General features: G+C 60.4%; 21 protein-coding genes. 7 read left to right on the plus strand and 14 right to left on the minus strand.

Annotated features, from left to right (window positions below; translation table 11 throughout):
- Positions 1 to 45 precede the first annotated feature (45 nt).
- A complete protein-coding gene (locus tag AC13RC_RS18185; protein ID WP_488558088.1) occupies positions 46 to 534 on the plus strand; it encodes a MaoC family dehydratase in 489 nt (162 codons plus the stop codon).
- Here AC13RC_RS18185 and AC13RC_RS18190 read toward each other — a convergent pair.
- The 5 genes from AC13RC_RS18190 to AC13RC_RS18210 are packed head-to-tail and all read right to left on the minus strand — an operon-like array spanning position 531 to position 6,118.
- Complete coding sequence (locus tag AC13RC_RS18190) at positions 531 to 1,079, minus strand: sarcosine oxidase subunit gamma (RefSeq protein WP_488558028.1); 549 nt, start codon at positions 1,077 to 1,079, stop codon at positions 531 to 533. The genes AC13RC_RS18185 and AC13RC_RS18190 overlap by 4 nt on opposite strands.
- Positions 1,072 to 4,068, minus strand: coding sequence for a sarcosine oxidase subunit alpha (locus AC13RC_RS18195; RefSeq protein ID WP_488558029.1), 2,997 nt, complete (start codon positions 4,066 to 4,068; stop codon positions 1,072 to 1,074). Before AC13RC_RS18195 ends, AC13RC_RS18190 begins: the two co-directional genes overlap by 8 nt.
- Complete coding sequence (locus AC13RC_RS18200) at positions 4,065 to 4,430, minus strand: sarcosine oxidase subunit delta (RefSeq protein ID WP_113330520.1); 366 nt, start codon at positions 4,428 to 4,430, stop codon at positions 4,065 to 4,067. Before AC13RC_RS18200 ends, AC13RC_RS18195 begins: the two co-directional genes overlap by 4 nt.
- 15 nt (positions 4,431 to 4,445) lie before the next feature.
- A complete protein-coding gene (locus AC13RC_RS18205) occupies positions 4,446 to 4,865 on the minus strand; it encodes a hypothetical protein (protein WP_145631876.1) in 420 nt (139 codons plus the stop codon).
- Positions 4,865 to 6,118 (minus strand): sarcosine oxidase subunit beta family protein, encoded by a 1,254-nt coding sequence (locus AC13RC_RS18210; protein WP_488558030.1) that lies wholly within the window; start codon positions 6,116 to 6,118, stop codon positions 4,865 to 4,867. Before AC13RC_RS18210 ends, AC13RC_RS18205 begins: the two co-directional genes overlap by 1 nt.
- 154 nt (positions 6,119 to 6,272) lie before the next feature.
- Here AC13RC_RS18210 and AC13RC_RS18215 point away from each other — a divergent pair, with 154 nt between their 5' ends.
- The 5 genes from AC13RC_RS18215 to AC13RC_RS18235 all read left to right on the plus strand — a co-directional run bounded on the left by AC13RC_RS18215 (position 6,273) and on the right by AC13RC_RS18235 (position 11,233).
- Entirely contained in the window at positions 6,273 to 6,707 is a 435-nt protein-coding gene (locus AC13RC_RS18215; RefSeq protein ID WP_488558031.1) for a hypothetical protein, read from the plus strand.
- Positions 6,708 to 6,911: 204 nt separating this feature from the next.
- A complete protein-coding gene (gene rpsU / locus AC13RC_RS18220) occupies positions 6,912 to 7,124 on the plus strand; it encodes a 30S ribosomal protein S21 (protein WP_004117638.1) in 213 nt (70 codons plus the stop codon).
- A gap of 138 nt (positions 7,125 to 7,262) precedes the next feature.
- Positions 7,263 to 8,138: a tetratricopeptide repeat protein gene (locus AC13RC_RS18225; protein ID WP_113389210.1), complete on the plus strand. Its 876-nt coding sequence runs from the start codon at positions 7,263 to 7,265 to the stop codon at positions 8,136 to 8,138.
- 114 nt (positions 8,139 to 8,252) lie between these two features.
- Positions 8,253 to 9,323: an NAD(P)/FAD-dependent oxidoreductase gene (locus tag AC13RC_RS18230; RefSeq protein ID WP_488558032.1), complete on the plus strand. Its 1,071-nt coding sequence runs from the start codon at positions 8,253 to 8,255 to the stop codon at positions 9,321 to 9,323.
- A 254-nt stretch (positions 9,324 to 9,577) separates the two neighbouring features.
- Positions 9,578 to 11,233: a sensor histidine kinase gene (locus AC13RC_RS18235; RefSeq protein WP_113354958.1), complete on the plus strand. Its 1,656-nt coding sequence runs from the start codon at positions 9,578 to 9,580 to the stop codon at positions 11,231 to 11,233.
- Positions 11,234 to 11,269: 36 nt separating this feature from the next.
- Here the strand turns inward: AC13RC_RS18235 and AC13RC_RS18240 are convergent, their stop codons facing one another.
- The 6 genes from AC13RC_RS18240 to AC13RC_RS18265 form a co-directional block, all read right to left on the minus strand.
- On the minus strand, positions 11,270 to 12,664 hold the full coding sequence (locus tag AC13RC_RS18240) for an NAD(P)(+) transhydrogenase (Re/Si-specific) subunit beta (protein ID WP_113355086.1): 1,395 nt from the start codon (positions 12,662 to 12,664) through the stop codon (positions 11,270 to 11,272).
- A 10-nt stretch (positions 12,665 to 12,674) separates the two neighbouring features.
- On the minus strand, positions 12,675 to 13,073 hold the full coding sequence (locus AC13RC_RS18245) for an NAD(P) transhydrogenase subunit alpha part 2 (RefSeq protein ID WP_113330529.1): 399 nt from the start codon (positions 13,071 to 13,073) through the stop codon (positions 12,675 to 12,677).
- Position 13,074: 1 nt separating this feature from the next.
- Positions 13,075 to 14,238, minus strand: coding sequence for a Re/Si-specific NAD(P)(+) transhydrogenase subunit alpha (locus AC13RC_RS18250; protein WP_488558033.1), 1,164 nt, complete (start codon positions 14,236 to 14,238; stop codon positions 13,075 to 13,077).
- Positions 14,239 to 14,348: 110 nt separating this feature from the next.
- A complete protein-coding gene (locus AC13RC_RS18255) occupies positions 14,349 to 14,573 on the minus strand; it encodes an aa3-type cytochrome c oxidase subunit IV (protein WP_041677669.1) in 225 nt (74 codons plus the stop codon).
- A 228-nt stretch (positions 14,574 to 14,801) separates the two neighbouring features.
- Complete coding sequence (locus AC13RC_RS18260; RefSeq protein ID WP_488558034.1) at positions 14,802 to 17,117, minus strand: putative bifunctional diguanylate cyclase/phosphodiesterase; 2,316 nt, start codon at positions 17,115 to 17,117, stop codon at positions 14,802 to 14,804.
- A 230-nt stretch (positions 17,118 to 17,347) separates the two neighbouring features.
- Entirely contained in the window at positions 17,348 to 18,454 is a 1,107-nt protein-coding gene (locus tag AC13RC_RS18265) for a TRAP transporter substrate-binding protein (protein WP_183812729.1), read from the minus strand.
- Positions 18,455 to 18,745: 291 nt separating this feature from the next.
- Here AC13RC_RS18265 and AC13RC_RS18270 point away from each other — a divergent pair, with 291 nt between their 5' ends.
- Positions 18,746 to 19,534: a gamma-glutamyl-gamma-aminobutyrate hydrolase family protein gene (locus AC13RC_RS18270; protein WP_113395297.1), complete on the plus strand. Its 789-nt coding sequence runs from the start codon at positions 18,746 to 18,748 to the stop codon at positions 19,532 to 19,534.
- Here the strand turns inward: AC13RC_RS18270 and AC13RC_RS18275 are convergent, their stop codons facing one another.
- From AC13RC_RS18275 to AC13RC_RS18285, 3 genes are all read right to left on the minus strand, one after another.
- Complete coding sequence (locus tag AC13RC_RS18275; RefSeq protein ID WP_488558035.1) at positions 19,535 to 20,503, minus strand: 2-hydroxyacid dehydrogenase; 969 nt, start codon at positions 20,501 to 20,503, stop codon at positions 19,535 to 19,537.
- Positions 20,504 to 20,544: 41 nt separating this feature from the next.
- Positions 20,545 to 21,564, minus strand: coding sequence for a LacI family DNA-binding transcriptional regulator (locus AC13RC_RS18280; protein WP_069613309.1), 1,020 nt, complete (start codon positions 21,562 to 21,564; stop codon positions 20,545 to 20,547).
- A 118-nt stretch (positions 21,565 to 21,682) separates the two neighbouring features.
- Positions 21,683 to 22,195 carry a MarR family winged helix-turn-helix transcriptional regulator gene (locus AC13RC_RS18285; protein ID WP_113354942.1) on the minus strand — a complete coding sequence of 171 codons (513 nt, stop codon included), beginning with the start codon at positions 22,193 to 22,195 and terminating at the stop codon, positions 21,683 to 21,685.

Consider the following 22,195-nt stretch of genomic DNA (forward strand, 5'->3'; position numbering starts at 1 on the left):
GATTCGCCAGAAAGGGCTTTGACGACACAGACTGACGAGGATGGCATGCCCGGCGAAATTTCGCTTGTTGAGATCATGAAGCTTGCGGGAACGGAGATCGGCGTTTCCGACTGGATCACCGTCGACCAGACGATGATCGACACTTTTGCCGATGCGACGCTCGATCACCAGTTCATCCACGTCGATCCCGAACGCGCCAAGGCGGAAACGCCCTATGGCGGCACCATCGCTCACGGCTTCCTGACGCTCTCGCTGCTTTCAGCGATGAACTACAGCGCCCTGCCGAAAATCCGCGAACAAACCATGGGCATCAATTACGGCTTCGAGAAGATCCGCTTCATGTCGCCGGTCAAATGCGGCGTGCGGGTCCGTGGCCGTTTCACGCTCGCCGAAACGCGGCTGCGCGGCGCCAATATGCTGATGCTGACTTATGACGTGACGGTCGAGATCGAAAACGAACGCAAGCCGGCACTGACAGCGACATGGACGACCATATCGCAGTTCGACCCCAAGGACAGACCGGAAGAGAGTTAAAGGCTCGCATCCTCCGCACCCTCGGCCAGAAGACCGAAGGCATAATCGGAGAAGGAGCGCCAGACTTCGACGCGGAATGTTTCCCCGTCGAGCCGCAGGATTACGACTTCCGCCTTGCCAAGCAGCGTGCGCGAGCAGGCGCCGACAGGAAATGCGCTGAGCGACACATCCTGCGGACAACCGGCAGCAAGCGTCGCCTCTGCTCCGGGGCCGGAGACGATGACAGCGGTATTGCGATGCGAGACATCGGTCGCCGAATGCAAGCCGCCTGACGACGCAGCCACGCCGACCAGCTCGACACCGTTTTCGTCGATGACGAGCCATTCGTCCGGGCCGAGCCACAGGGCGTGACGCCCATTGGCGCTGACCGAAGTCTTCGGCCGGGTCGGCAGTTGCAGGCCAAGCGCCTGCGAAAGACCGCCGACAGAATCGGCCGGAGCGCGCAGAGAAATACGGCTTGCGGGAGCAGCAGGCGTCAGCCGAACGGTCGAGGAACCGCCGTGGCGACCAACGAGCGGCAGTTTGCGGGTAGCGAGATCAGCCATTGATCCGGCCTCCTTCCTTGTCAAAGAACACCAGATCCGTCACCTCGACTGATATCGTCTTATCGGGCATCGGCACATAGAGCGTCTTGCCCATGCGCTCACGCCCGCCGGCAACCAGCGCGAAGGCGATGGAGCGGCCGAGATTTTCCGACCAATAGGCCGAAGTAACATGGCCGAGCATGGTCATCGGCTTCGGCTCATTCGGATCGGCGACGATCTGTGCGCCCTCCTCCAACACAACCTTCGGATCGCGCGTAATGAGGCCAACGAGCTGCTTGCGACCTTCCTTGACGAGATCCGGCCGCTTCAGGCCGCGAATGCCGACGAAATCGGTCTTCTTCTTGGACACGGCCCAGGCAAGGCCGGCATCGTCGGGCGTGACGGTGCCATCGGTATCCTGGCCGACGATGATGTAGCCCTTCTCGGCGCGCAGCACGTGCATGGTCTCCGTACCGTAGGCGCAGGCGCCCAGCGGTTCGGCGCGCGCCCAGACAGCTTCCCATACCGACTGGCCGTAATCGGCCGGCACGTTGATTTCGTAGCCGATTTCGCCGGTGAAGGAGACGCGGAACAGCCGCGCCGGCACGCCACAAATCTTGCACTCGGCGACACTCATATGCGGGAAGGCCTCGTTGGAGAGATCCTGTCCTTCGACGAGCGGCTCGATGATCTCGCGTGCCTTCGGACCTTGCACGGCGATGACGGCCCATTGCTCGGTGGTGGAGGTCAGCCACACCTTCAGATGCGGGAACTCGGTCTGCAGATAGTCTTCCATATGATGCAGCACGCGCGGCGCACCGCCGGTTGTGGTGGTCACGTGGAAGCGATCCTCGGCCAGACGCCCGACGACGCCGTCGTCATAGACGAAGCCGTCCTCGCGGGTCATGATGCCGTAGCGGCAGCGGCCGGGCTTCAACGTATCCCAGGCATTGGTGTAGATGAGGTTCAGGAACTCGGCCGCGTCCGGCCCGACCACTTCGATCTTGCCGAGCGTCGAGGCATCGAACACGCCAGCCACTTCGCGCGCCGTGCGGCATTCGCGATTGACGGCCTGGTGCATGGTCTCGCCGGCGCGCGGATAGAACCAGGCACGCTTCCAGTTGCCGACGTCTTCGAAGATCGCGCCATGCGCCTCTTCCCAGGCATGCATCGGGGTCTTGCGGGCGGGATCGAAGAGAGCCCCGCGCGAATGGCTGATGAGCGTGCCGTAAGTCACCGGCGTATAGGGCGCGCGGAAGGTGGTAAGGCCGACCTGTGGAATATCCTTGCCGAGCATTTCGGCGGCGATCGCCAGCCCGTGCATGTTGGAAAGCTTGCCCTGATCGGAGGCCATGCCGTTGGTGGTGAAGCGCTTGATGTGCTCGATGGAATGCATGCCTTCGCGCACGGCGAGACGAATATCCTTGGCGCAGACATCGTGCTGGAAATCGACGAAAGCCTTCGCATTCGTGTCCGGCCCGGCGCCTTCGGCCGCACCGATCATGCCGCCGGTCCACTCGAAAGCCTGCTCGGCGTGAAGCTGGATCTTCTCGCCTCCATTGGTGCTGCCCGTGGCGCGTGCCATCAGCTCACCGGCGGCCAGCGATTCCTCGATCGCCGCCTGCAGCCCATCCGTGCCGTTGCAGGCACCGACCGAAAGGCAATCCTGAACATAGGTGCCCGGCAGGAAACGCTGCTTCTCGGCATCGAATTTCAACTTGCCGCGCGATTGAGAAAAGAGATGAACTGAAGGCGTCCACCCGGCCGAAACCAGCAGGGCATCCACCGGGATCTTGCGGGTCGCCGAGCTGCCGTTGCGCGAGATGGTCATGGAAGAGACGCGCAGCTTGCCTGAGGTATCGACGACGGCATAGTCGGTCATCACCTCGATGCCCAGCCGTTTTGCCTCGGCCAACACAGCCTCACCCGGCCGCGCGCGGCTATCGACGATAGCAACGACGGACACGCCGGCGCGCTTGAGATCGAAGGCAGCTTCATAGGCCGAGTCATGCGCCGTATAGACGCCGATCTTCGCACCAACGGCGACGCCATAATGGTTGAGATAGGCCCGTGCCGCAGACGCCAGCATGATGCCCGGACGGTCGTTGTTCGGGAATACCATGTGGCGTTCGATGGCGCCCGTTGCCAGGATGGCGCGCTTGGCGCGGACCTGCCACAGGCGCTCGCGCGGCAGGTCACGGCCCGGCTTCGCCAGATGGTCGGTCACCCGTTCGGCAAGGCCGAAGAAATTGTGGTTGTAATAGCCGAAGGCGGTCGTGCGGGTCAGCACCTGGACATTCGGCATCGCCTTGAGCTTGGCGACGGTAGCCTGCGCCCACTCATATCCTTCGGCGCCATCGATCTTGATGCCGGTATCGAAACGGAGCGCGCCGCCGACCTCAGGCTGCTCATCGCAGAGGATGACCTTGGCGCCGGTTTCAGCCGCGGCGAGTGCCGCGGAAAGGCCGGCAACGCCGGCACCGACGACGAGAACGTCGCAATGCGCATAACGGCTGGCATAGTGATCCGGATCTTCTTCCGTCGGCGCAACACCGAGACCAGCGGCACGACGGATGAAGGGCTCGTAAATATGCTTCCAGGCCGTCTTCGGCCACATGAAGGTCTTGTAGTAGAAGCCGGCGGCAAAGAAGGGCGACATCAGATTGTTGACGCCGCCGATATCGAAGGCGAGCGACGGCCAGCGGTTCTGCGACTGCGCCTTCATGCCGTCGAAGACTTCCTGAACGCTGGCGCGTACGTTCGGCTGACGCCGCGCCGCATCGCGGGAGATATCGAGCAGCGCGTTCGGCTCTTCGGCTCCGGCCGACAGGATGCCGCGCGGACGGTGGTACTTGAAGGACCGGCCGACAAGATGGACGCCATTGGCAAGCAGCGCAGAGGCGACGGTATCGCCTTCGAGCGCAGTATAGGTCTTGCCGTCAAAAGTGAAGCGAGCGGTTCTGGCCGGCGTCAGACGCCCCTTGCCCGCGATACGATTGGCGCCGCTCATTCAACGAATCCCTCTGTTTGTGCCGTCTGTTCTTGTTCGTTCTGTTGCTGCGCTGCCGGCTCGGAAACGCCAGGCTTAAGCGTCGCGGGGTCGGGCTTCGGCTCGCCGGCCTTGTAGGTTCGGTAGAAGTGATCGCTCACGGTATCGCGCGCCGCATTGAAGAAGCGGCCGCAACCATGGATGTGCCGCCAGCGCTCGAAGATCAGCCCCTTCGGATTGTCGCGCAGGAAGAAATATTCCTCGAATTCTTCGTCCGAGATTCCGGCAATATTGGCCGGCCGCACGATATGCGCGTCGCCGGCGTTGCGGAATTCAAGTTCCGAACGCTCTTCCTCGCAATAGGGGCAGTAAATCAGCAGCATCGTTTTCTACCTGTGTTAAAGCTCGGAGCCTGTAAGGCTTGTGCCGGGAGGCTGCGCGCAAAGCTGCCGTCCCATGATGACGAAAGGTGTTATGCGCTTCAGCAGCGCCTCCAGCGATCCATAGGGTCTCAGCACATTGGTCATCCCAAGATTGACCAGGCTCATGCCCAGCAGGTCGGTATCGATTACAAACGCCCTGGCCGCCTCTGGCGTCGGGTCCGGCACGAAATAGACCGTTGGTTCGCTCAGCACCTTGGCGCAGAGCAACATTCCGCTTTCGGCCACGAAGGGCCAGTCAGCCTCGTCCTTTGCCTTGTGGATCACCTGCACGCGAAAATCCTTGGCTCCCGGAATAAGGTCACTGACTTCGGTCGCGATCGCTCCGACCGGCAAGGAAAGCCCCGCCGCAAGAACGATCCCGACCGCCGCCGGCATCAGTGCGCCACGGCGGCGGCTGCCGCCTCATCGATCAGGCGGCCGGTGCGGAAGCGATCCAGCGTCAGGCCAGCATTGAACTTATGTGGCTCGTCGCGTGCAATGAGATGCGCAAACAGATTGGCCGAACCCGGCGTCGCCTTGAAGCCACCCGTACCCCAGCCGCAATTGACATAGAGCCCGGGAACCGGCGTCTTCGACTGGATCGCCGAACGGTCCGGCGTATTGTCGACGATGCCGCCCCAGGAACGCATCATCTTCACACGACGGAACATCGGGAAGAGCTCGCAGATCGCATCCAGCGTATGGGTGATGATCTGCAACCCGCCGGTCTGGCTATAGGAATTGTACTGGTCCGTGCCCGCGCCGATGACGAGCTCACCCTTGTCGGACTGCGAGATATAGGCGTGCACCGTGTTTGACATGACGACGCAGGGGAAGATCGGCTTCAGCGGCTCGGAAACAAGCGCCTGCAGCGGGCTCGATTGCAGCGGCACGCGTACGCCGGCCATCTGCATGACGACGGTGGTGTGGCCGGCTGCGGAAACGCCGATCTTCTTGGCGCCGATGAAGCCCTTGGTGGTATCGACACCCGTCACGCGGCCATCCGGCCCGCGGCGAATGGCGGTCACTTCGCAATTCTGGATGATGTGCACGCCGCGATCGGAAGCAGCGCGGGCATATCCCCACGCCACCGCATCGTGGCGGGCCGTGCCGCCGCGGCGCTGCAGGGCGGCGCCGTTGATCGGATAGCGCGCCGTCTTGGAAATATCGAGCGGCGGACAATAAGCCTTGGCCTGTTCCGGCGTCAGCCACTCATTGTCGATGCCATAGAGACGGTTGGCGTGGATATGCCGCTTGAAGGACTGCTGGTCGTGCACATTATGCGACAGCATCATCACGCCGCGCGGCGAATACATGACATTATAATTGAGATCCTGAGACAGCCCCTCCCAGAGCTTCATCGAATGCTCGTAGATGTGCATGCTCTCTTCATAGAGATAGTTCGAGCGGATGATGGTCGTGTTGCGGCCGGTATTGCCGCCGCCGAGCCAGCCCTTCTCGATGACGGCGACATTGGTGATGCCGTGCTCCTTGGCGAGATAGTAGGCCGCACCCAGGCCATGACCGCCAGCGCCGACGATGATGACGTCATACTCCTTGCGCGGCTCTGGCGAGGTCCATTGCGCCTCCCAGCCCTTGTGAGCCCGCATCGCTTCCCGTGCCACGGCAAAAACCGAGTATTTACGCATTCGCCCTCAACTCCTTCAGGCAAGACGCCCTTTTTTGTGGGTCATACAAATCGCAAATCGAAAACCGACACAACGGCTCTTTTGCGACGCATTCAGGACCGTCTTTCGACACGGTTAAAATTGCCAATCAGCCGAGTGGCCTGCCCGTGACTGCTTGGCAGATCTATTTGCGCTGCAGATGGCAGACCTTCACCCGCCCGCCATGGCCATCCTTGCGCCAGACACATCCGTCATTCCGCGGCTTTCCCTTGTAAAGGTAAATTCTCGCCCGGTGCTTGTTGTCAAAGGTCTGATTGGAAAAATCGTGGCCGCCGACCCGCACATTCTTGCCAAAGCGGACTTCGCCGGCAGCGACAGGCGCGAGCGCCCCAGCAAGAACAATGAGCGCCAGTATGGTTGGCACAAACAGCCTTCCGACGACAGCAAAGCCGAGCGATTTCATAAGGTGATTCCCCCTTGCTCCGAACGGTTGCTTCCGATGATGCAATCGCCGCAGTACACGAATGACTGTGATCCGACATACTCACATAAGCATGTCAATGTCGCAAAGATCGGGGTCGGCCGATGGCTTAATCAACAGCTTCGATGAAGCGTCACAAACGCGGCCGGCTGAATTCGGTACTCGACAACTAGCTTTTTCCTCTGCAAACTCACGATCTGGCTAGACTTTGACAAACCGATCTGCTATCTCGCCTAACCAATCGCAAGGCTGCGGCTGCGCGAACGTTATATTTTTGCCTCCTGGCGCTGCCGTCGCCGCTGGCATCAACCAAACCAAAGGAACGTGATTCTCGTGCAGGTACTTGTCCGCGATAACAATGTCGACCAGGCTCTCCGCGCTCTCAAGAAGAAGATGCAGCGCGAAGGTATTTTCCGCGAAATGAAGATGCGCGACTACTATGAAAAGCCGTCGCAGAAGCGTGCTCGCGAGAAGGCTGAAGCTGTTCGTCGCGTTCGCAAGCTTGCTCGCAAGCGCGCTCAGCGCGAAGGCCTTGTTGCCAAGTAATCGCCGTTTTTTCGACGTTTTCAGATGCATGTGTGGCGGGGGCGAGTCGTTCGCCGCCGCCTTTTTGATTTATTCTCTACGCAAATCGGATTAAATCAGAACAGCCTGATATGACGCATGGGGAAAGCGAACCCGATAATGGCAATGACGACTTCCGTAAAGTTCCGCACTTCGAACCTCTCCTTATTTGTTTCGAAGCGCGCCGCGGCTCTGCCTGCCTTGGCGATACTTGCCGCAATCAGCCTTTCCGGCTGCCAGACTGCCACCACAGATAACGTGATCCAGATCGACAAGGCGCAAGGCTCGTCGGAAAATATCGCCTCGCTGACGTCGGTCATCAATGCCAATCCGCAGGATCCGGAAGGCTACAATGTGCGTGGCACGGCCTATGGCCGCGGCGGTGATTTCAACCGCGCCCTTGCCGACTTCAATCAGGCGATCCAGCTCAATCCGAAGTTCTATCAGGCCTATGCCAACCGCGCGCTCATCTATCGCAACATGGGCAAGCTGCCGGAAGCGGTTGCGGACTATAACGCGGCGCTGCAGATCAACGGCAATTACGATGTCGCCTATATCGGCCGCGGCAATCTCTACCGCCAGGCCGGCCGCGACAACGATGCCTTCAATGACTATTCGAAGGCCATCAGCCTCGGCACCACGGACGGCCGCGCCTATAACGGCCGCGGCGTGATCTACCAGAAGCGCAATCAGCAGGATAAGGCGATCGACGATTTCTCCAAGGCGATCTCGCTATCGCCGAACTCGCCGGAGCCTTACAACAGCCGCGGCATCTCCTATCTCGCGCAGAACGACGACGACAACGCTTTTGCCGATTTCAACCATGCGATCGAGCTGAACAACAAGCTCGCCGAATCCTGGGCAAACCAGGCCTTCGTCTATGAGCGCAAGGGCGACAAGGCGAAAGCCCGCCGCTCCTATCAGCACGCGGTCAATCTCGATCCCAACTATCAGCCGGCCAGGGACGGCCTGGCGCGTGTCGGCGCCGGCGCCTGACACAAAGCCACATCGCGGCAAGACATCCAGCCGCCGGCGATCCTTCGCCCGGCGGCTTTTCTTTGCCTTGTCGAACGCTTAGTCTCGGCTCACCCGTTCAAGCGAGACAAAGACATGCCCTCCCCACAAAAAGTCATCGTCGTCGGCGCCGGAATCATCGGTGCCTCCATCGCCTGGCATCTGAGTCGCAAGGGCGCATCCGTGACGGTGGTCGCTCAGAAGACCGGCGGCGTCGCAACTCCGAACTCCTTTGCCTGGATCAATGCGAGCTGGGGCAATCCGGAATTCTATTTCCAGGTCCGTCGCCGATCGATGGCCGAATGGTCGCGGCTACAAGACAACCTGCCGGATCTTCCCTTGTCCTGGTGCGGCGGCCTCTCCTGGGATCTGCCGGAAGCAGAGCTCGATGCCTATGCGGCACAACATCATGGCTGGGGTTATGGCATACAGCCGGTCAACCGAGCGACGAGCGCAATGATCGAACCGAACCTCGCCAATCCGCCAGACTATGCCCTGCATGTTGCCGAGGAAGGCGCCGTCGAACCTGTTGCCGCCGCCAAGCTGCTGCTGGAGGATGCTCGCCGTCAGGGCGCGAGCCTATTATCCGGCGTCGAGGTCGCGGGCCTGCTCAGAGAGGGAGAGCAGGTTGTCGGCATCGAAACGAGTGAAGGGCCGATGCAGGCCGATCATGTCGTTCTGGCCGCCGGTGCGGGCACGCCAGCACTTGCGGCCTCGGCGGATGTTCTCGTGCCGCTGGAAACGCCTCCAGGGCTTATCGTCCATTCCCGCCCCGTGCAGAAAATGCTGAATGGTCTGGTGATGGCGCCGGAACTGCATTTGCGCCAGACGGCAGAGGGGCGAATCATCGCCGGCGGCGACTTCGGCGGCACCGATCCCGGCAGCGATCCACAAGCGGCAGCCGACGATCTTTTCGCCAGGGTCAAAACGACATTGAAACGCGGCGAGGCGCTGGAGCTTGATTTCTACACCATCGGCTATCGCCCGACACCGAAAGACGGCCTTCCGGTTCTGGGTGGTGTCGACGCGGCACCTGGCCTCTACCTCGCAGTTCTCCACTCCGGCGTCACGCTGGCGCCGCTCGTCGGCCTGCTCGCCGCGCAGGAAATCGTCGATGGTGGCGAAGCTCCCGAGCTTGCATCCTTCCGTCTCTCACGCTTTACCTAGCTCGGACACAAGACCTGCCAGCGCAACTTCAGGGATGCATTGCCACAGTCGTAAATACCCGAGATCGCTTACGATTTCGCAATAATGACTTTTCAGATGTTGCAAGGAAAATTACCGAGCCCTAACATGGCGCTTCAGGAGCATGTAGCTCGATGATCTGGGCACGGGGGCGCTTGGCATGATGACCAATATCATTCTCTTCGCGTTTGCCAGCGCGTCGGACCCTCATGGAGGCACGATCGGTTGATCGCTCCATGAGGAAGCCGCATTTTCCGAAAGCGTCGATTGGTGCCTATCTGATCGCCATAGCCCTGGCGATCGCCTTGCCTATTCTCGCCTTCGTCGCGCTGCTTCTGGTCCAACTCGAGGATAATGAACGCGATGCTTTGAAGGGCGACACAGTTCAGGATGCGCAGGCGCTTTCGCGCGTCATCGATCGCCAGTTGCAGGACATGGCGACGACGCTGCGCCTTCTGTCTTCCTCGCCGGAACTTGAGCGCAACGACATCGCCACCTTCTTCGCCCGCACGGAAACGGTATTACGCACGGATTCGCTTTTCGTGCTGCTTATGGAAAAGGACGGCCAGCTTCGGCTGAATACCCGTTGGCCGCTTGGCAAGCCACTCGGCAAGACCGGCAACATCGCCGCGCTTCAATCGGCACTGAACTCCGGCCGCATCGAGGCATCCGATGTCTTCATAGGCTCGACCGCCCGCCGCTGGGTCTATAACGTCACCCTGCCCCTCGAACATTCGCCGGCCGGCGCCGCTTTGGCGGTAACACAGGATGCCGACGAGCTCGCCAAGCTCGTGACGACGGAAGCCTTGCCACCCGGCTGGTCTGCCGCCGTTCTGGACAAATCCGGACATGTCGTTGCCGCCGGTGGCCCGACGACCCTCGCCCCGGGCGACGCATTCAATAAGAACATCCTGCCGAAACTGATCGCATCCAGCGGCGTCTATCAGGATGACAAGGTTCTGCCGAACGCGGTGCTCGGTTACGCGCAAATCTCAGGCTGGTCCTGGAAGGCCGTCGTCTGGGGTCCGATCGCCTCCGCGCAGGCTTCGCTGATGAGCACCTGGCGCTTTCTGATCTATGGCGGTGTGACGCTGCTACTGGTTGCGCTGATTGCCGTCTATGCCCTGGCACGTCAGGTGCGCACCACCATACAGGATATTGCCGACATGGCGGACCGCATGGGCCGCGGCGAGATCGTGGCACCGATCGACACCAGCGTCATCGAGGCAAACCAGGTGGCTGTCGCGCTTTCCAACGCCTCCTTCGACCGCAGCGTCACCGAGGACCGGCTGCATTTCGTCATGCACGAGCTCGTCCACCGCACCAAGAATCTGCTGGCGCTCGCGCAGGCAATGACGCGTCAGCTCGCGCGGCAGACTGATAGCGTCGATACTTTCCAGCGAGCTGTCGCCGATCGGCTCGAAGGCTTGGCGCGCTCGATTGAGGTGCTGACCAGCGAACAATGGTCCGGCGTGTCGCTTCGCCGCGTGATCGACATCCACCTTGCGACTTTCCTGCAGGGACCCCAGCAACTAGACGTTCTCGGCAATGACTTCCTGCTGAAGCCGGAAGCGGTGCAGAATCTCGGCCTGGTCCTGCACGAGCTTGCCACCAATTCGGTCAAATATGGCGCGCTTTCCGCGCCGGAAGGCAAGATCACCATCGAATGGACGAACGAAGCCGCTGAAACCGGCACCAAGATTCGCTTCGTCTGGACCGAAAGCGGCGGTCCGCCGGTCAAGCCGCCGAGCGACACCGGCTTCGGCACCACCGTCACGAAAACCCACGCCGCGGCATCCTTCAGCGGCCATGTCGAGGTCGATTTCCGCCCGGCTGGCCTCGTCTGGATACTGACCGCACCGCGCAGCATGATGGAACGTCAAAGGAACTGAGAGCGGAAACATCGCTCTTGCGGGCGCAGCGGCAGCCTACTCGTTCATCGCCTTGACGATTTCCTCGGTTACTTTCTTCGCATCGCCAAGCAGCATCATCGTGCCATCCTTGTAGAACAGCGTGTTGTCGATACCGGCATAGCCGGAGCCGAGCGAGCGCTTGACGAAGAGGCAGGTTTTCGCCTTGTCGACGTCGAGGATCGGCATACCATAGATCGGCGAAGTCTTGTCGTCGCGCGCCGCCGGATTGGTGACGTCGTTGGCGCCGATGACATAGGCGACATCGGCCTGGGCGAATTCCGAATTGATGTCCTCGAGTTCGAACACCTCGTCATAGGGCACATTGGCCTCGGCGAGCAGCACGTTCATGTGACCCGGCATACGGCCGGCGACAGGATGAATGGCATATTTCACCTCGACACCATGCGCCTTCAGCCTGTCGGCCATTTCGCGTAGCGCATGCTGGGCCTGTGCCACCGCCATGCCATAGCCGGGCACGATGATGACCTTGGATGCGTTCGCCATCAGATAGGCGGCATCCTCGGCCGAACCGAGCTTCACCGTCTTGTCGGAATTGTCGGTCCCGCCCGAGGCCGTCTCGCCGCCGAAACCGCCGAGAATGACCGAAATGAAGGAGCGGTTCATGCCCTTGCACATGATGTAGGACAGGATCGCACCCGAGGACCCGACGAGCGCGCCGGTGATGATGAGCGCGAGATTGCCGAGCGTAAAGCCGATGCCGGCGGCAGCCCAGCCGGAATAGGAATTCAGCATCGACACAACGACGGGCATGTCGGCGCCGCCGATCGGCACGATCAGCAGCACGCCGAGAAGCAACGACAGCGCAACGATGGCCCAGAAGGCGAGATGACTCTCGTTCGCCGCCAGGCTGATGATGGAGACCACGATCAGCACGAGCAAAGCGGCATTGATGATATGGCGGTTCGGCAGCAGGATCGGCTTGCCGGACATACGCCCGTCGAGCTTCAGGAAGGCGATGATCGAACCGGTGAAGGTCAGCGCGCCGATCGCGGCGCCGATCGCCATCTCGATGCGGGCTTCGGTGTGAATGTGGCCGATTTCACCGATGCCGAACGAAGACGGCGTATAGAGCGCAGAAGCGGCGACGAGGACGGCCGCAAGACCGACCAGCGAATGGAAACCTGCCACGAGCTGAGGCATCGAGGTCATCGGAATGACGCGCGCAATGTAAGCACCTGCCCCGCCGCCGATGGCAAGGCCGAGAACGATCAGCACGAAACCGCCGAAGGATGGCGTCGCCAGCACCAGCGTCGTGGCGATGGCGATGCCCATGCCGACCATGCCGTAGAGATTGCCGCGCCGGCTGGTGGCCGGATGCGACAGGCCGCGCAGCGCCAGGATGAACAGAACGCCGGAGACGAGATAGAGGAAAGCTGCGATATTGCTCAGCATGCCGCCCTCACTTGTCCTTCTTCTTGTACATCGCCAGCATGCGCTGGGTGACAAGGAAGCCGCCGACGATATTGACCGAGACGAGAACCAGCGCCACGAAGCCGAAGCCCGTGGCAAGGCCGCTCGCCGAAATGCCCACGGCCAGCAGTGCGCCGACCACGATGACCGAGGAAATGGCGTTCGTGACCGCCATCAGCGGCGTATGCAGGGCCGGCGTCACCGACCATACGACATAATAGCCGACGAAGATCGCCAGCACGAAGATGGCCAGTTGAAAGACGAAAGGATCGATCGCTCCACCGGCTGCGGCACTGGCAACCTCGGGCGCCTGTGCTGCGGCGGCCGTAACGGCGGCAACGGCATCATTCAGTTGCTGGAGTGCCTGGTCCATTGCTTGGCTGGCCATCTCAGAGATCTCCCTTCTTGATCGTCGGCTGGTCGGGATCGACGAAATTCGGGTTCACGACCTCGCCGCCATCGGTCAGCATCGTCGCCTTGATCAGCTCATCGGTGCGGTTGAGGGCAAGGCTCTTCGTATCGTTGTCGACCATCGTCTCCAGGAAGGTAACGAGGTTCTTGGCGTAGAGGGCCGAGGCGCTGGCCGCGATCCGCCCGGCCATGTTGGGATATCCGACCACCTTGACGCCCTCGACATCGGCGATCTTGCCGTATTCGGCCCCCTCGATATTGCCGCCGCGTTCGACCGCGAGATCGACGGCCACGGCGCCGGGACGCATCGCCTTCAGCATGTCGCGCCCGACAAGGCGCGGCGCCGGCCGGCCCGGAATGAGCGCCGTGGTGATGACGATATCCTGCTTGGCGATATGATCGGCGACGAGCGCCGCCTGTTTCGCCTGATACTCCTTCGACATTTCCTTGGCATAGCCGCCGGCAGTCTCAGCTGCCTTGAACTCCTCGTCCTCGACCGCGACGAATTTTGCGCCGAGCGAAGCGACCTGCTCCTTCGCAGCCGGCCGTACGTCCGTCGCCGAAACGAGCGCGCCCAAACGCCGTGCGGTGGCGATCGCCTGCAACCCGGCAACGCCGGCACCCATGACGAAGACCTTTGCCGCCGGCACCGTGCCCGCTGCCGTCATCATCATCGGCAGCGCCCGGTCATAGACGGCAGCAGCCTCGATCACGGCCTGATACCCTGCGAGATTGGCCTGCGACGACAAGACGTCCATCGACTGCGCGCGGGTGATGCGCGGCATCAGCTCCATGGCGAAGCTTGTCAGCCCTGCGCGCGCCATCTCCGCAAGAGCGGCCTCGTTGCCATAAGGGTCCATGATGGCGATGACGATCGCGCCGCTCTTGTAGCCGGAGATCTCCTTGCTAGTCGGACGTCTCACCTTGAGAATGACATCCGCCGCCTTCGCATCCTTGATGGAACCGATCCGTGCGCCGACGGCTTCATATTCGGTATCCGGAATGCGCGATAAAGCCCCCGCACCGGCTTCGATCACCACGTCGAAACCCAGGTTCTTCATCTTCTTCACCGTCTCGACGGAAGCCGCAACACGCGTCTCCTCCGCCACGCTTTCCTTGGCCACGAAAACCAGATTGCTCAACGACGACACCTCGCATCAGACGGCGCCGCTCCCGAATGCGGCGGCGCTGTAGTCTGCAGAATCATGGGAAAGCGCGGGCGATTGGCCCGGCATCGGTCAGCGCTGCAATATCAGCGCAACAGGACGACGCTGGCGATGGTCAGAACAATGAATATCAGGACGCCGCCGAGGAAACCGGCATGGCCAAAGAAACCGGCCGCCATGGCAATCAACAATGCGGCGACGATCGCAGATCCGACCTTGGCGCCCGAGATGAAAAGATTGTAGGTCTTCTCATGCTCCTTGTAGTCCATGGGAGCGCCCACTTCGGCGGGTCCAGTATGATGTTCGGCCATTCAGAATTCTCCCCTCAATCCTCTCCGCCGACAGACGATATAACTGCCAGCTGGAGCTCGTCCTCAAAAGTTGTGACACCCCGCAACGGGATGCCGCAACCAATTTCCTCCACCGAGGGGTTACACAAAGCGAGGAAAAATGCAATGCACGAGAAGGTCGCAGGCGGGCGTTGGCTGACGGAATCGCCAGGGATTTCGAAGACGCCCGCATCGAAACGATGACGCCGGCTAGGTCGTGACATCGGACGGCAGGATTCTGCCGGCGCCCGGCTGCCGCCGGTTGAGACTGGCCACTCTCTCGATGACCTGCTCCTGCGGCACCGGCGGCGAAAATACATAGCCTTGGATGATATCCGCCAGGTTCCGCTCGACCACCAATGCCAGCTGCTCCAGCGTCTCGACGCCTTCGATCACGATATGAAGGCTGAGCGCGCGGGAAAGATCGACGATACCGCATAGCAGCTTGAAACGGCGGCTATCCGTCGTGATGCCACGAACGAAAGACCTGTCGATCTTCACGACATCCACAGGCAGGGTATCGAGATAGCTGAGGCTCGAAAATCCCGTTCCGAAATCGTCGATCGCAATCGTGATGCCTTTGGCGCGCAGATCGGCGAGGATGGAGCGAACGGTCGCCACCTCATCCATCAGGCAGCTTTCAGTAACCTCGAGATGCAGGCGGGATGGCTCCAATCCTGACGCATCAAGCGCCGCCATGACGATTTTGACAATCTCGCCATTGCGCAGATCCTGCGCCGAGAGATTGACGGAAACCGCGAGCGGCGCAGGCCATGAAGCACAATCGTTGCAGGCTTGGTTGACCATGAAGCGAGTGATGCCGGCGACGATGCCCATTTCCTCGGCAACCTGTACGAAAAGATCGGGCGGGACTGAGCCCTTTTCCGGATGAATCCAGCGTGCAAGCGCCTCGCAGCATTCGATGCGGGAGCCATCGGGCGTGAACATCGGCTGATAGACGGCCTGAAGCCTGCCGGTTTCCACCGCCTCGCGCAAATCATCCTTCAGCTTCTGCCGCTCGACATAGCGTGCGTCCATCTCCTCCTCGAAGGCGCTGCAGCCGCCCTTCAGCCGCGATTTGGCATCGAAAAGCGCGAGATCGACCTTGATCTGCCACTCCTCCGGGCGAAACTCCCGGCTGGACACGGTCATGTATCCGCCGCTGACGGAAATCCGGAAACTGCTGTCTACCACGCTGTAGGTGCCGGCCATTGCCGCATGCAGGGTGCGGATGCGGGCATCGATATCAGGAGCATCGTCTTCATTCGGAAAGAACAGCACGAATTGATCGCCGACAAGACGAGCGGCAATCGCTGCGGCGCCGACAAGCTGCTTCAGGCGCTCGGCTATGGCGACCAGTAGGCGGTCCCCGGCAACGTGCCCCTTGGTATCGTTGACGTGCTTGAAGTCATCGATATCGAGAACCAGAATGCCGATGCGGCTTTCCCGCTTGCGCGCAGCCAGCCTCTCCTTGACCAGATCCATGAAATATTCGCGATTCGGCAGCCCCGTCAAAGGGTCGTAGCGCACCATATGCAGGATCTTGCGCTCTGCCCGAACGCGCACCGTCACATCTTCGAAAATCAGGATCACGATTCCGTCGGCGCGACGGCTGGCCGAAAATTCCAGGAACTGATCCTCGTTGAATTGAATGAGCGTTCGCGACAGCGTGCCGCTGACGAGCTGTGCCAGCTGCCGCTGGATAAGTCCGGGCAGCGATCCGTCGATGAAGGCATGGCGCGCGCCGTAGCGCAGAACGACATCGAATTCGCAGTCCTTGAGCCGCTGCGGATCGGCAAAATTAAGGAGCTCGCATGCCTTGCGATTGACGACCAGAATGCGGTTCTGGGCATCAAGCATGAACAGCCCATGCGTCATGCTGTTCAGCGCGGTGTCGAACCTGTCGGCCATCAGCGATATCTCGCGCGAAGCGATGATGTTCCGGTAGAGAAATTCGCGCATGCCATTCGCCATTGCGCGTGTCGTCAGCCCAAACGGAATGAGCATGAGGGAGGCGATTGCCTTGTAAGGTTGCTGCAGCAGCAGGCAGGCAATGATGATCGGCACGCAGCAGCACAGAATCTGAAGATCGACCGCGCGAGGCGAACCATAGTTGCGGCCGACGATCGACACCATCGACGCCATCGTGACGGCGACGCAGATGAATTCCGCCAGCGGATTCTGCAGGATGAGGATGGCATAGCCGCTGCCGATGCCGAGGATGGCCGCCGTCGCCGCCGCGCCGATCACATAGCGCGTTTCCCAGCCGGCAATATCGACGCGCGTAAGATCATTCTTATCCGCGGCGTCGAACAGCCGGAACAAATGGATGCGTAAGCCAAAGACAACCGCAATCGCCACGCAAAAGGCCAGATAGATGCCGGCATGCGTGCTCAGGAAAACAAGGACATATGTCAGGATATGAACGAACACGCCCGTAAAGAGCGTTTTGCGATTTCCGAAAAGCGAACTGACGAACGACAGATAAACATCCGTCGGCACGGTGTCCGGGCTTGGAGGCTTCATTCAGACTTCCCCTGATGCGGCGGACACCCTAGTGGAAACCCTTTAAAATTTACTTGCCCGAACAGAGCCCATTCGGACAGATTTTCCAGTCAAAGCGGCAGCTTAAGTTGAAGCTGGATCATGATCAGCACTGCACTGGCACAATGATTCCCGGCTCCTCCCGAGACGGATATAATATTTAAATCACTAATAAAGAAAACAATATATCTCAAAAGACTTATGAAATACGATTACAGCTTGCCCGCCCGCTGCTGGATCATCATGAAGGTATCGAAAGTATACTCGGAAAGCTGCATCCAAAGATAGGAATCCTTCTTGTAGGCGACTTGATCCTCATAGATGCGCTTGAAATAATCATTCGATTTGGAAAGATCAGCATAAAGCGCGCCGGCTGCCTGGAAGCAGGCCTCCATGATCTCCTGGCTGAAAGGTCTGAGCGTCACCCCCTGCTGCACGATATCCTTCAGCGCCTGGGGATTTTTGACGTCGTATTTCGCCAGCATGTTGGTGTTGGCGAAGGCGCAGGCGTCGCCGAGAATTGTCTGATAGCTTTTCGGCAGGGCATTCCATTTTTCCAGATTGAAGAAGGCATGCACCACCGCGCCACCTTCCCACCAGCCAGGATAATAATAATATTTGGCGATCTTCTGCAGGCCGAGTTTCAGGTCGTCATAGGGGCCGACCCATTCGGCCGCATCGACCGTACCCTTGCTCAGCGCATCATAGACACCGTTGACCGCAATATCCTGTTGCGGGACGACGCCGATCTTCTCGATCACCTTGCCAGCCAGGCCGGCGATGCGCATCTTCAGCCCCTTGAGATCGTCGAGCGTATTGATTTCCTTGCGAAACCAGCCGCCCATCTGCGCGCCGGTATTGCCTGCGGGAAGCCCCAAGATACCCTGCGTCGCGTAGAACTCGTTCATCAGCTTGTTGCCGTCGCCCTGGTAGAACCAGGCATTGGTCAGCCGGGCGTTGAGGCCGAACGGCAGCGCCGTGCCGATGGCATAGGTCGGATCCTTTTGCCAGAAATAATAGGAGCAGGTGTGCGCGGCATCGACGGCGCCGGCGCTGACCGCATCGGCCGCCTGCGCACCAGGAACGATCTCACCGGCCTCATAGGTCTGGATGACGAAATTGCCGTTGGTCGCGTCGGAGACATGCGCGGCAATATCCTCCGCGCCGCCATAAATCGTGTCCAGGCTCCTGGGGAAGGAGGAGGTCATCCTCCAGGTGATCTTCGGATATTCCTGCGCAAGAGCCGGGCTCGCAAGCGCGGAAGCGGCAGCACCTGCGCCAACAGCTCCTGCCCGCCTGATGAAGGAACGGCGATCCATCGAATTCTCCCATACGGACGGCATTGCTGGGGAACGGCGCGTCCCCCGTCACGGCGCAAGCGATGGAACTAACCATGCCGCACCCGGTCTTTCAAGTTTGCTCTTGCACCGCATTATGGCGATTCCTGTACATCGGCGTAACGAGCCTGAACAAAGCCTTGCGAAAACCTCTGCGCGTTGCCGGCCGGGCCGTATTCGCGTAAGTTCGTAAGGCGTAAATCCGCCCTCGGATCGACATCATGATCGTCCAGAGGTCCAATGAAAAAATGTCTGCAGCCTTCGGAGCCTTGCATGCCCAGACCGATCATTGCCATTCCCGCCGATATCCGCGAGTTCGACGGCACCAGCTGGCATGCGGTGCAGCTGCAATATGTCCGCGCAGCGGTCAAAGCGGCTGGGTTGATGGCGCTGATCGTTCCCGCGCTTGAGGATGGCAACGATGCGGACGCCATTCTCGACCGGGTGGACGGGCTGCTCGTTTCCGGCTCCGCAACCAATGTGCATCCATCGCTCTATGGAAAGGAAGCGCTTGAAAGCGACGGTCCTTTCGATCCGGCGCGCGACGCGACTTCGCTGCCGCTCATCCGCCGCGCCATCGACCGGGCCATTCCGATGCTCGCCATCTGCCGCGGCATTCAGGAACTGAACGTCGCCCTTGGCGGCACGCTGGCCAGCGAAATCCAGGACCAGCCGGGCATCTGGGACCATCGCAAGCCGCCGAATGTCGATCGCGATACGATGTATTCCATCCGCCAGAGCGTCTTCGTCAAGGAAGGCTCCTGCATCGCCCGCGTCGTCGGGCCGGGTGAAGTGCGTGTCAATTCGCTGCATCGCCAGGCGATCGCCGATACCGCGCCGAGACTGCAGGTGGAAGCGCTGGCCGAGGATGGTACGATCGAGGCCGTTTCCGTCATCGGCGCCAAGGCCTTTGCCGTCGGCGTACAATGGCATCCGGAATATTGGGCCGAAACGGATTCGCCGTCGCTGAAGCTCTTCACCGCCTTCGGCGATGCCGTGCGCGATTATGCGGCTGGCAAGGAGCGGCCAGCGGTCGCTCCGTATCCGCAAAAAGCCATATGATCAGCCGCGCGGCTTAACCGGGGTTTCCGGCACCGGCGTCATAGGCTCACCCTTGGCGAACCATTCGATGATATTGTCGACGACGAGATCGGCCATGGCATCGCGCGTCGGCGCCGAAGCCGAGGCCACATGCGGTAGCAGGGAAACATTCGGCAGCGAGAGATATCCGGCCGGGACATTCGGTTCGTCGTAGAAGACATCCAGGCCGGCAGCGCCCAGCGTACCGTTGCCGAGGGCTGTTATCAGCGCATCATCATCGACGGACCAGCCGCGGCCGACATTGATGAACACGCCCTGCGGCCCGAGCGCCGACAGGATCTCGGCATTGATGACCTTGTGCGTCTCTGGCGTCTTCGGCACGATGGAAATCAGCGTATCCACCGACTGCGCCATCTCCTTCAGCGTCGGATAGTAGTCATAGGGCAGCGAATCACGCGGCGTGCGGGTGTGATAGCCGATCTTTACCTTGAACGGCTCCAGCCTTCTTGCGATCTCTAGGCCGATGCGACCGAGTCCGTTGATGCCGATGCGGCGTCCCTTCATCGAAAAGGGCGAGAGCGGAAAAGCCCCTTCCTTGACCCAGCGCCCCTCGCGCAGCCAAGTCTCCGCCTTCGGAAATTGCCGCAGCGTGTTCAACAGCAGGGCGATCGCAGTATCGGCGACCTCATCATTCAGGACATCAGGCGTGTTGGTGACGACGATGCCCTTGGAGGCTGCGTGCTTGACGTCGACGCCATCATAACCGACGCCGAAATTGGCGATGACTTCGATATTCGGAAAAGCATCGATCCAGTCGGCATTGAAACCACCCGCAACTGCAACGCCGCGGATGCGGGCCGCGGTTTTCGCATCGATCTTCGGACCACCATCGCGTTCGACCGAAACGATATCGAACTGCTTCCCGAGCCTTTCGAGGACACGCGGGTGTATCTTCCCCGGAACGAGGACGGCGATGCGATTATCGGACATGGATCTTTCCTCTTGAGAGACAGTTCGGCGCCGAACCGCTGCTAGCGAGCTTTATAAGGCGCCGTCGATTGGCGGATGCGCATTTCCGGCTTGATAAGATGGATACCGTCCGGTTCATGGCTTCCCGCCAGCCTATCCAAAAGCGCGCGCGCTGCAAGCCTTCCGACCTCGGCCTGACCGTTCCAGACGGTGGTCAGCGCCGGCGTTGCGATCGCCGCCTCCTCCAGATCGTCATAGCCGGTGACGGAAATGTCCCGCCCCGGGACGAGGCCGGCGCGTGAAATGCCGTTCATGAGACCGATGGCGACCAGATCGTTCCAGCAGACGGCCGCCGTCGGCTTCTGTGGCAACGACAGGAAGTGCACCGCCGCCTCAAAGCCGCCCTGCTTGGAGCGTGCGCCGGGAATGCGCAGATTGGGATCAACCTCGATGCCCGCCTTGCGCAGCGCATTCACATAGCCCTGGTAACGGTCGCGCCCCGTCGAGGTCTGATCGGTGCCCCCGATCATGGCAATGGAGCGGTGGCCAAGGCTGATCAGATGGTTGGTTGCAAGCGAGATGCCGTAACTGTCGTCGCCACGAAAGGTCGGCAGATCCAGCGCTTCGATCTGTCGTGCCACCAGAATGGCCGGCATGCCGTTTTCTTCCGCCAGCTCGAAATCCTCCGGCGGCGTTCCTATCGCCGGCGACATGATGACACCGTCACCGCCGAGCTGCAGCAGCGTCTCGATGAAGGTCCGCTGCTTTTCGACCGAATCATAGTGATTGGAAAGGATGAAGGTGTGACGGCTGCGATCGAGCTCGCTTTCGATTGCCTTCAGGATTTCTCCATAGAAAGGGTTCATGATGTCATGAACAACGACACCGATGATGCCAGATCGCGATGTCCTTAAGCTTGCCGCGCGGCGATTGTAGATATAGCCCAGCGCGCGGGCCTGGTCCTTGATCTTCTCGCGTGTGTTGACCGCAACCAACGGGCTGTCGCGTAAGGCCAGAGATACCGTTGCCGTTGAAATGCCCAGTGTTTCCGCAATCGTAGAAAGCTTTATCTTTTGCGCCACGCGCGCCCTCCCCGTGAAACGCAGCCGTAACATATCCCGGTCGTTTTACGATTCCGGAATTTAAAATCTTTAATTAAAAGCTTTAATCACGCCGCGCAACACGAATTCTTGAGGATTCTCAGAATTCGTCATCATCCTCGTCGCCATCGGCCGCCTGGAGATTATGCTCGATCGTTTTGAGCAGGCGCACGAGTGAACGAATATCTTTTTCCGAGAAGCCACGGGTAGCAAGCTCATCGCAGCTGGCAGCCGAACTTTCGATTTCGCTGACGCTGTTTCGCCCTGCTTCGGTCAGATAGACCTTGGTCAGACGGGCATCGTCCGCATCTGGCCGCCGTTCGACGAAGCCTTGCGCCTCCATGCGGCCGATCGTGCGCGTCATCGTCGGCGCCTTGACCCCGAGCTTCTGCGCCAAGGTACCGGCCGGAAGACCATCGCTTGCCGCCAGAGCAAGAATGACACCGTCCTGCCCGGCGTAGAGGCCGCTCGCCGTCAGGCTGCGCGTCATCACCGTGCGCATGGACCGAGCCGCCTGCGTCAATGCCGGCGACAGATCGGCAAGCGTGTAGTCCCGGTGATCCTTCTTCTTACCTGACTTACTTTTCTTCCCGACCTTGTTCTTTTTGCCCAT

Source organism: Martinezella sp. CNPSo 3890 (assembly GCF_057784455.1).

Coding starts and splice junctions, on each gene's coding strand:
- AC13RC_RS18185 (WP_488558088.1), top strand. CDS start 46: ATGCCCGGCGAAATTTCGCTTGTTGAGATCATGAAGCTTGCGGGAACG.
- AC13RC_RS18190 (WP_488558028.1), bottom strand. CDS start 1,079: ATGGCTGATCTCGCTACCCGCAAACTGCCGCTCGTTGGTCGCCACGGC.
- AC13RC_RS18195 (WP_488558029.1), bottom strand. CDS start 4,068: ATGAGCGGCGCCAATCGTATCGCGGGCAAGGGGCGTCTGACGCCGGCC.
- AC13RC_RS18200 (WP_113330520.1), bottom strand. CDS start 4,430: ATGCTGCTGATTTACTGCCCCTATTGCGAGGAAGAGCGTTCGGAACTT.
- AC13RC_RS18205 (WP_145631876.1), bottom strand. CDS start 4,865: ATGCCGGCGGCGGTCGGGATCGTTCTTGCGGCGGGGCTTTCCTTGCCG.
- AC13RC_RS18210 (WP_488558030.1), bottom strand. CDS start 6,118: ATGCGTAAATACTCGGTTTTTGCCGTGGCACGGGAAGCGATGCGGGCT.
- AC13RC_RS18225 (WP_113389210.1), top strand. CDS start 7,263: ATGGCAATGACGACTTCCGTAAAGTTCCGCACTTCGAACCTCTCCTTA.
- AC13RC_RS18230 (WP_488558032.1), top strand. CDS start 8,253: ATGCCCTCCCCACAAAAAGTCATCGTCGTCGGCGCCGGAATCATCGGT.
- AC13RC_RS18235 (WP_113354958.1), top strand. CDS start 9,578: ATGAGGAAGCCGCATTTTCCGAAAGCGTCGATTGGTGCCTATCTGATC.
- AC13RC_RS18245 (WP_113330529.1), bottom strand. CDS start 13,073: ATGGCCAGCCAAGCAATGGACCAGGCACTCCAGCAACTGAATGATGCC.
- AC13RC_RS18255 (WP_041677669.1), bottom strand. CDS start 14,573: ATGGCCGAACATCATACTGGACCCGCCGAAGTGGGCGCTCCCATGGAC.
- AC13RC_RS18260 (WP_488558034.1), bottom strand. CDS start 17,117: ATGAAGCCTCCAAGCCCGGACACCGTGCCGACGGATGTTTATCTGTCG.
- AC13RC_RS18265 (WP_183812729.1), bottom strand. CDS start 18,454: ATGGATCGCCGTTCCTTCATCAGGCGGGCAGGAGCTGTTGGCGCAGGT.
- AC13RC_RS18270 (WP_113395297.1), top strand. CDS start 18,746: ATGCCCAGACCGATCATTGCCATTCCCGCCGATATCCGCGAGTTCGAC.
- AC13RC_RS18275 (WP_488558035.1), bottom strand. CDS start 20,503: ATGTCCGATAATCGCATCGCCGTCCTCGTTCCGGGGAAGATACACCCG.
- AC13RC_RS18285 (WP_113354942.1), bottom strand. CDS start 22,195: ATGGGCAAAAAGAACAAGGTCGGGAAGAAAAGTAAGTCAGGTAAGAAG.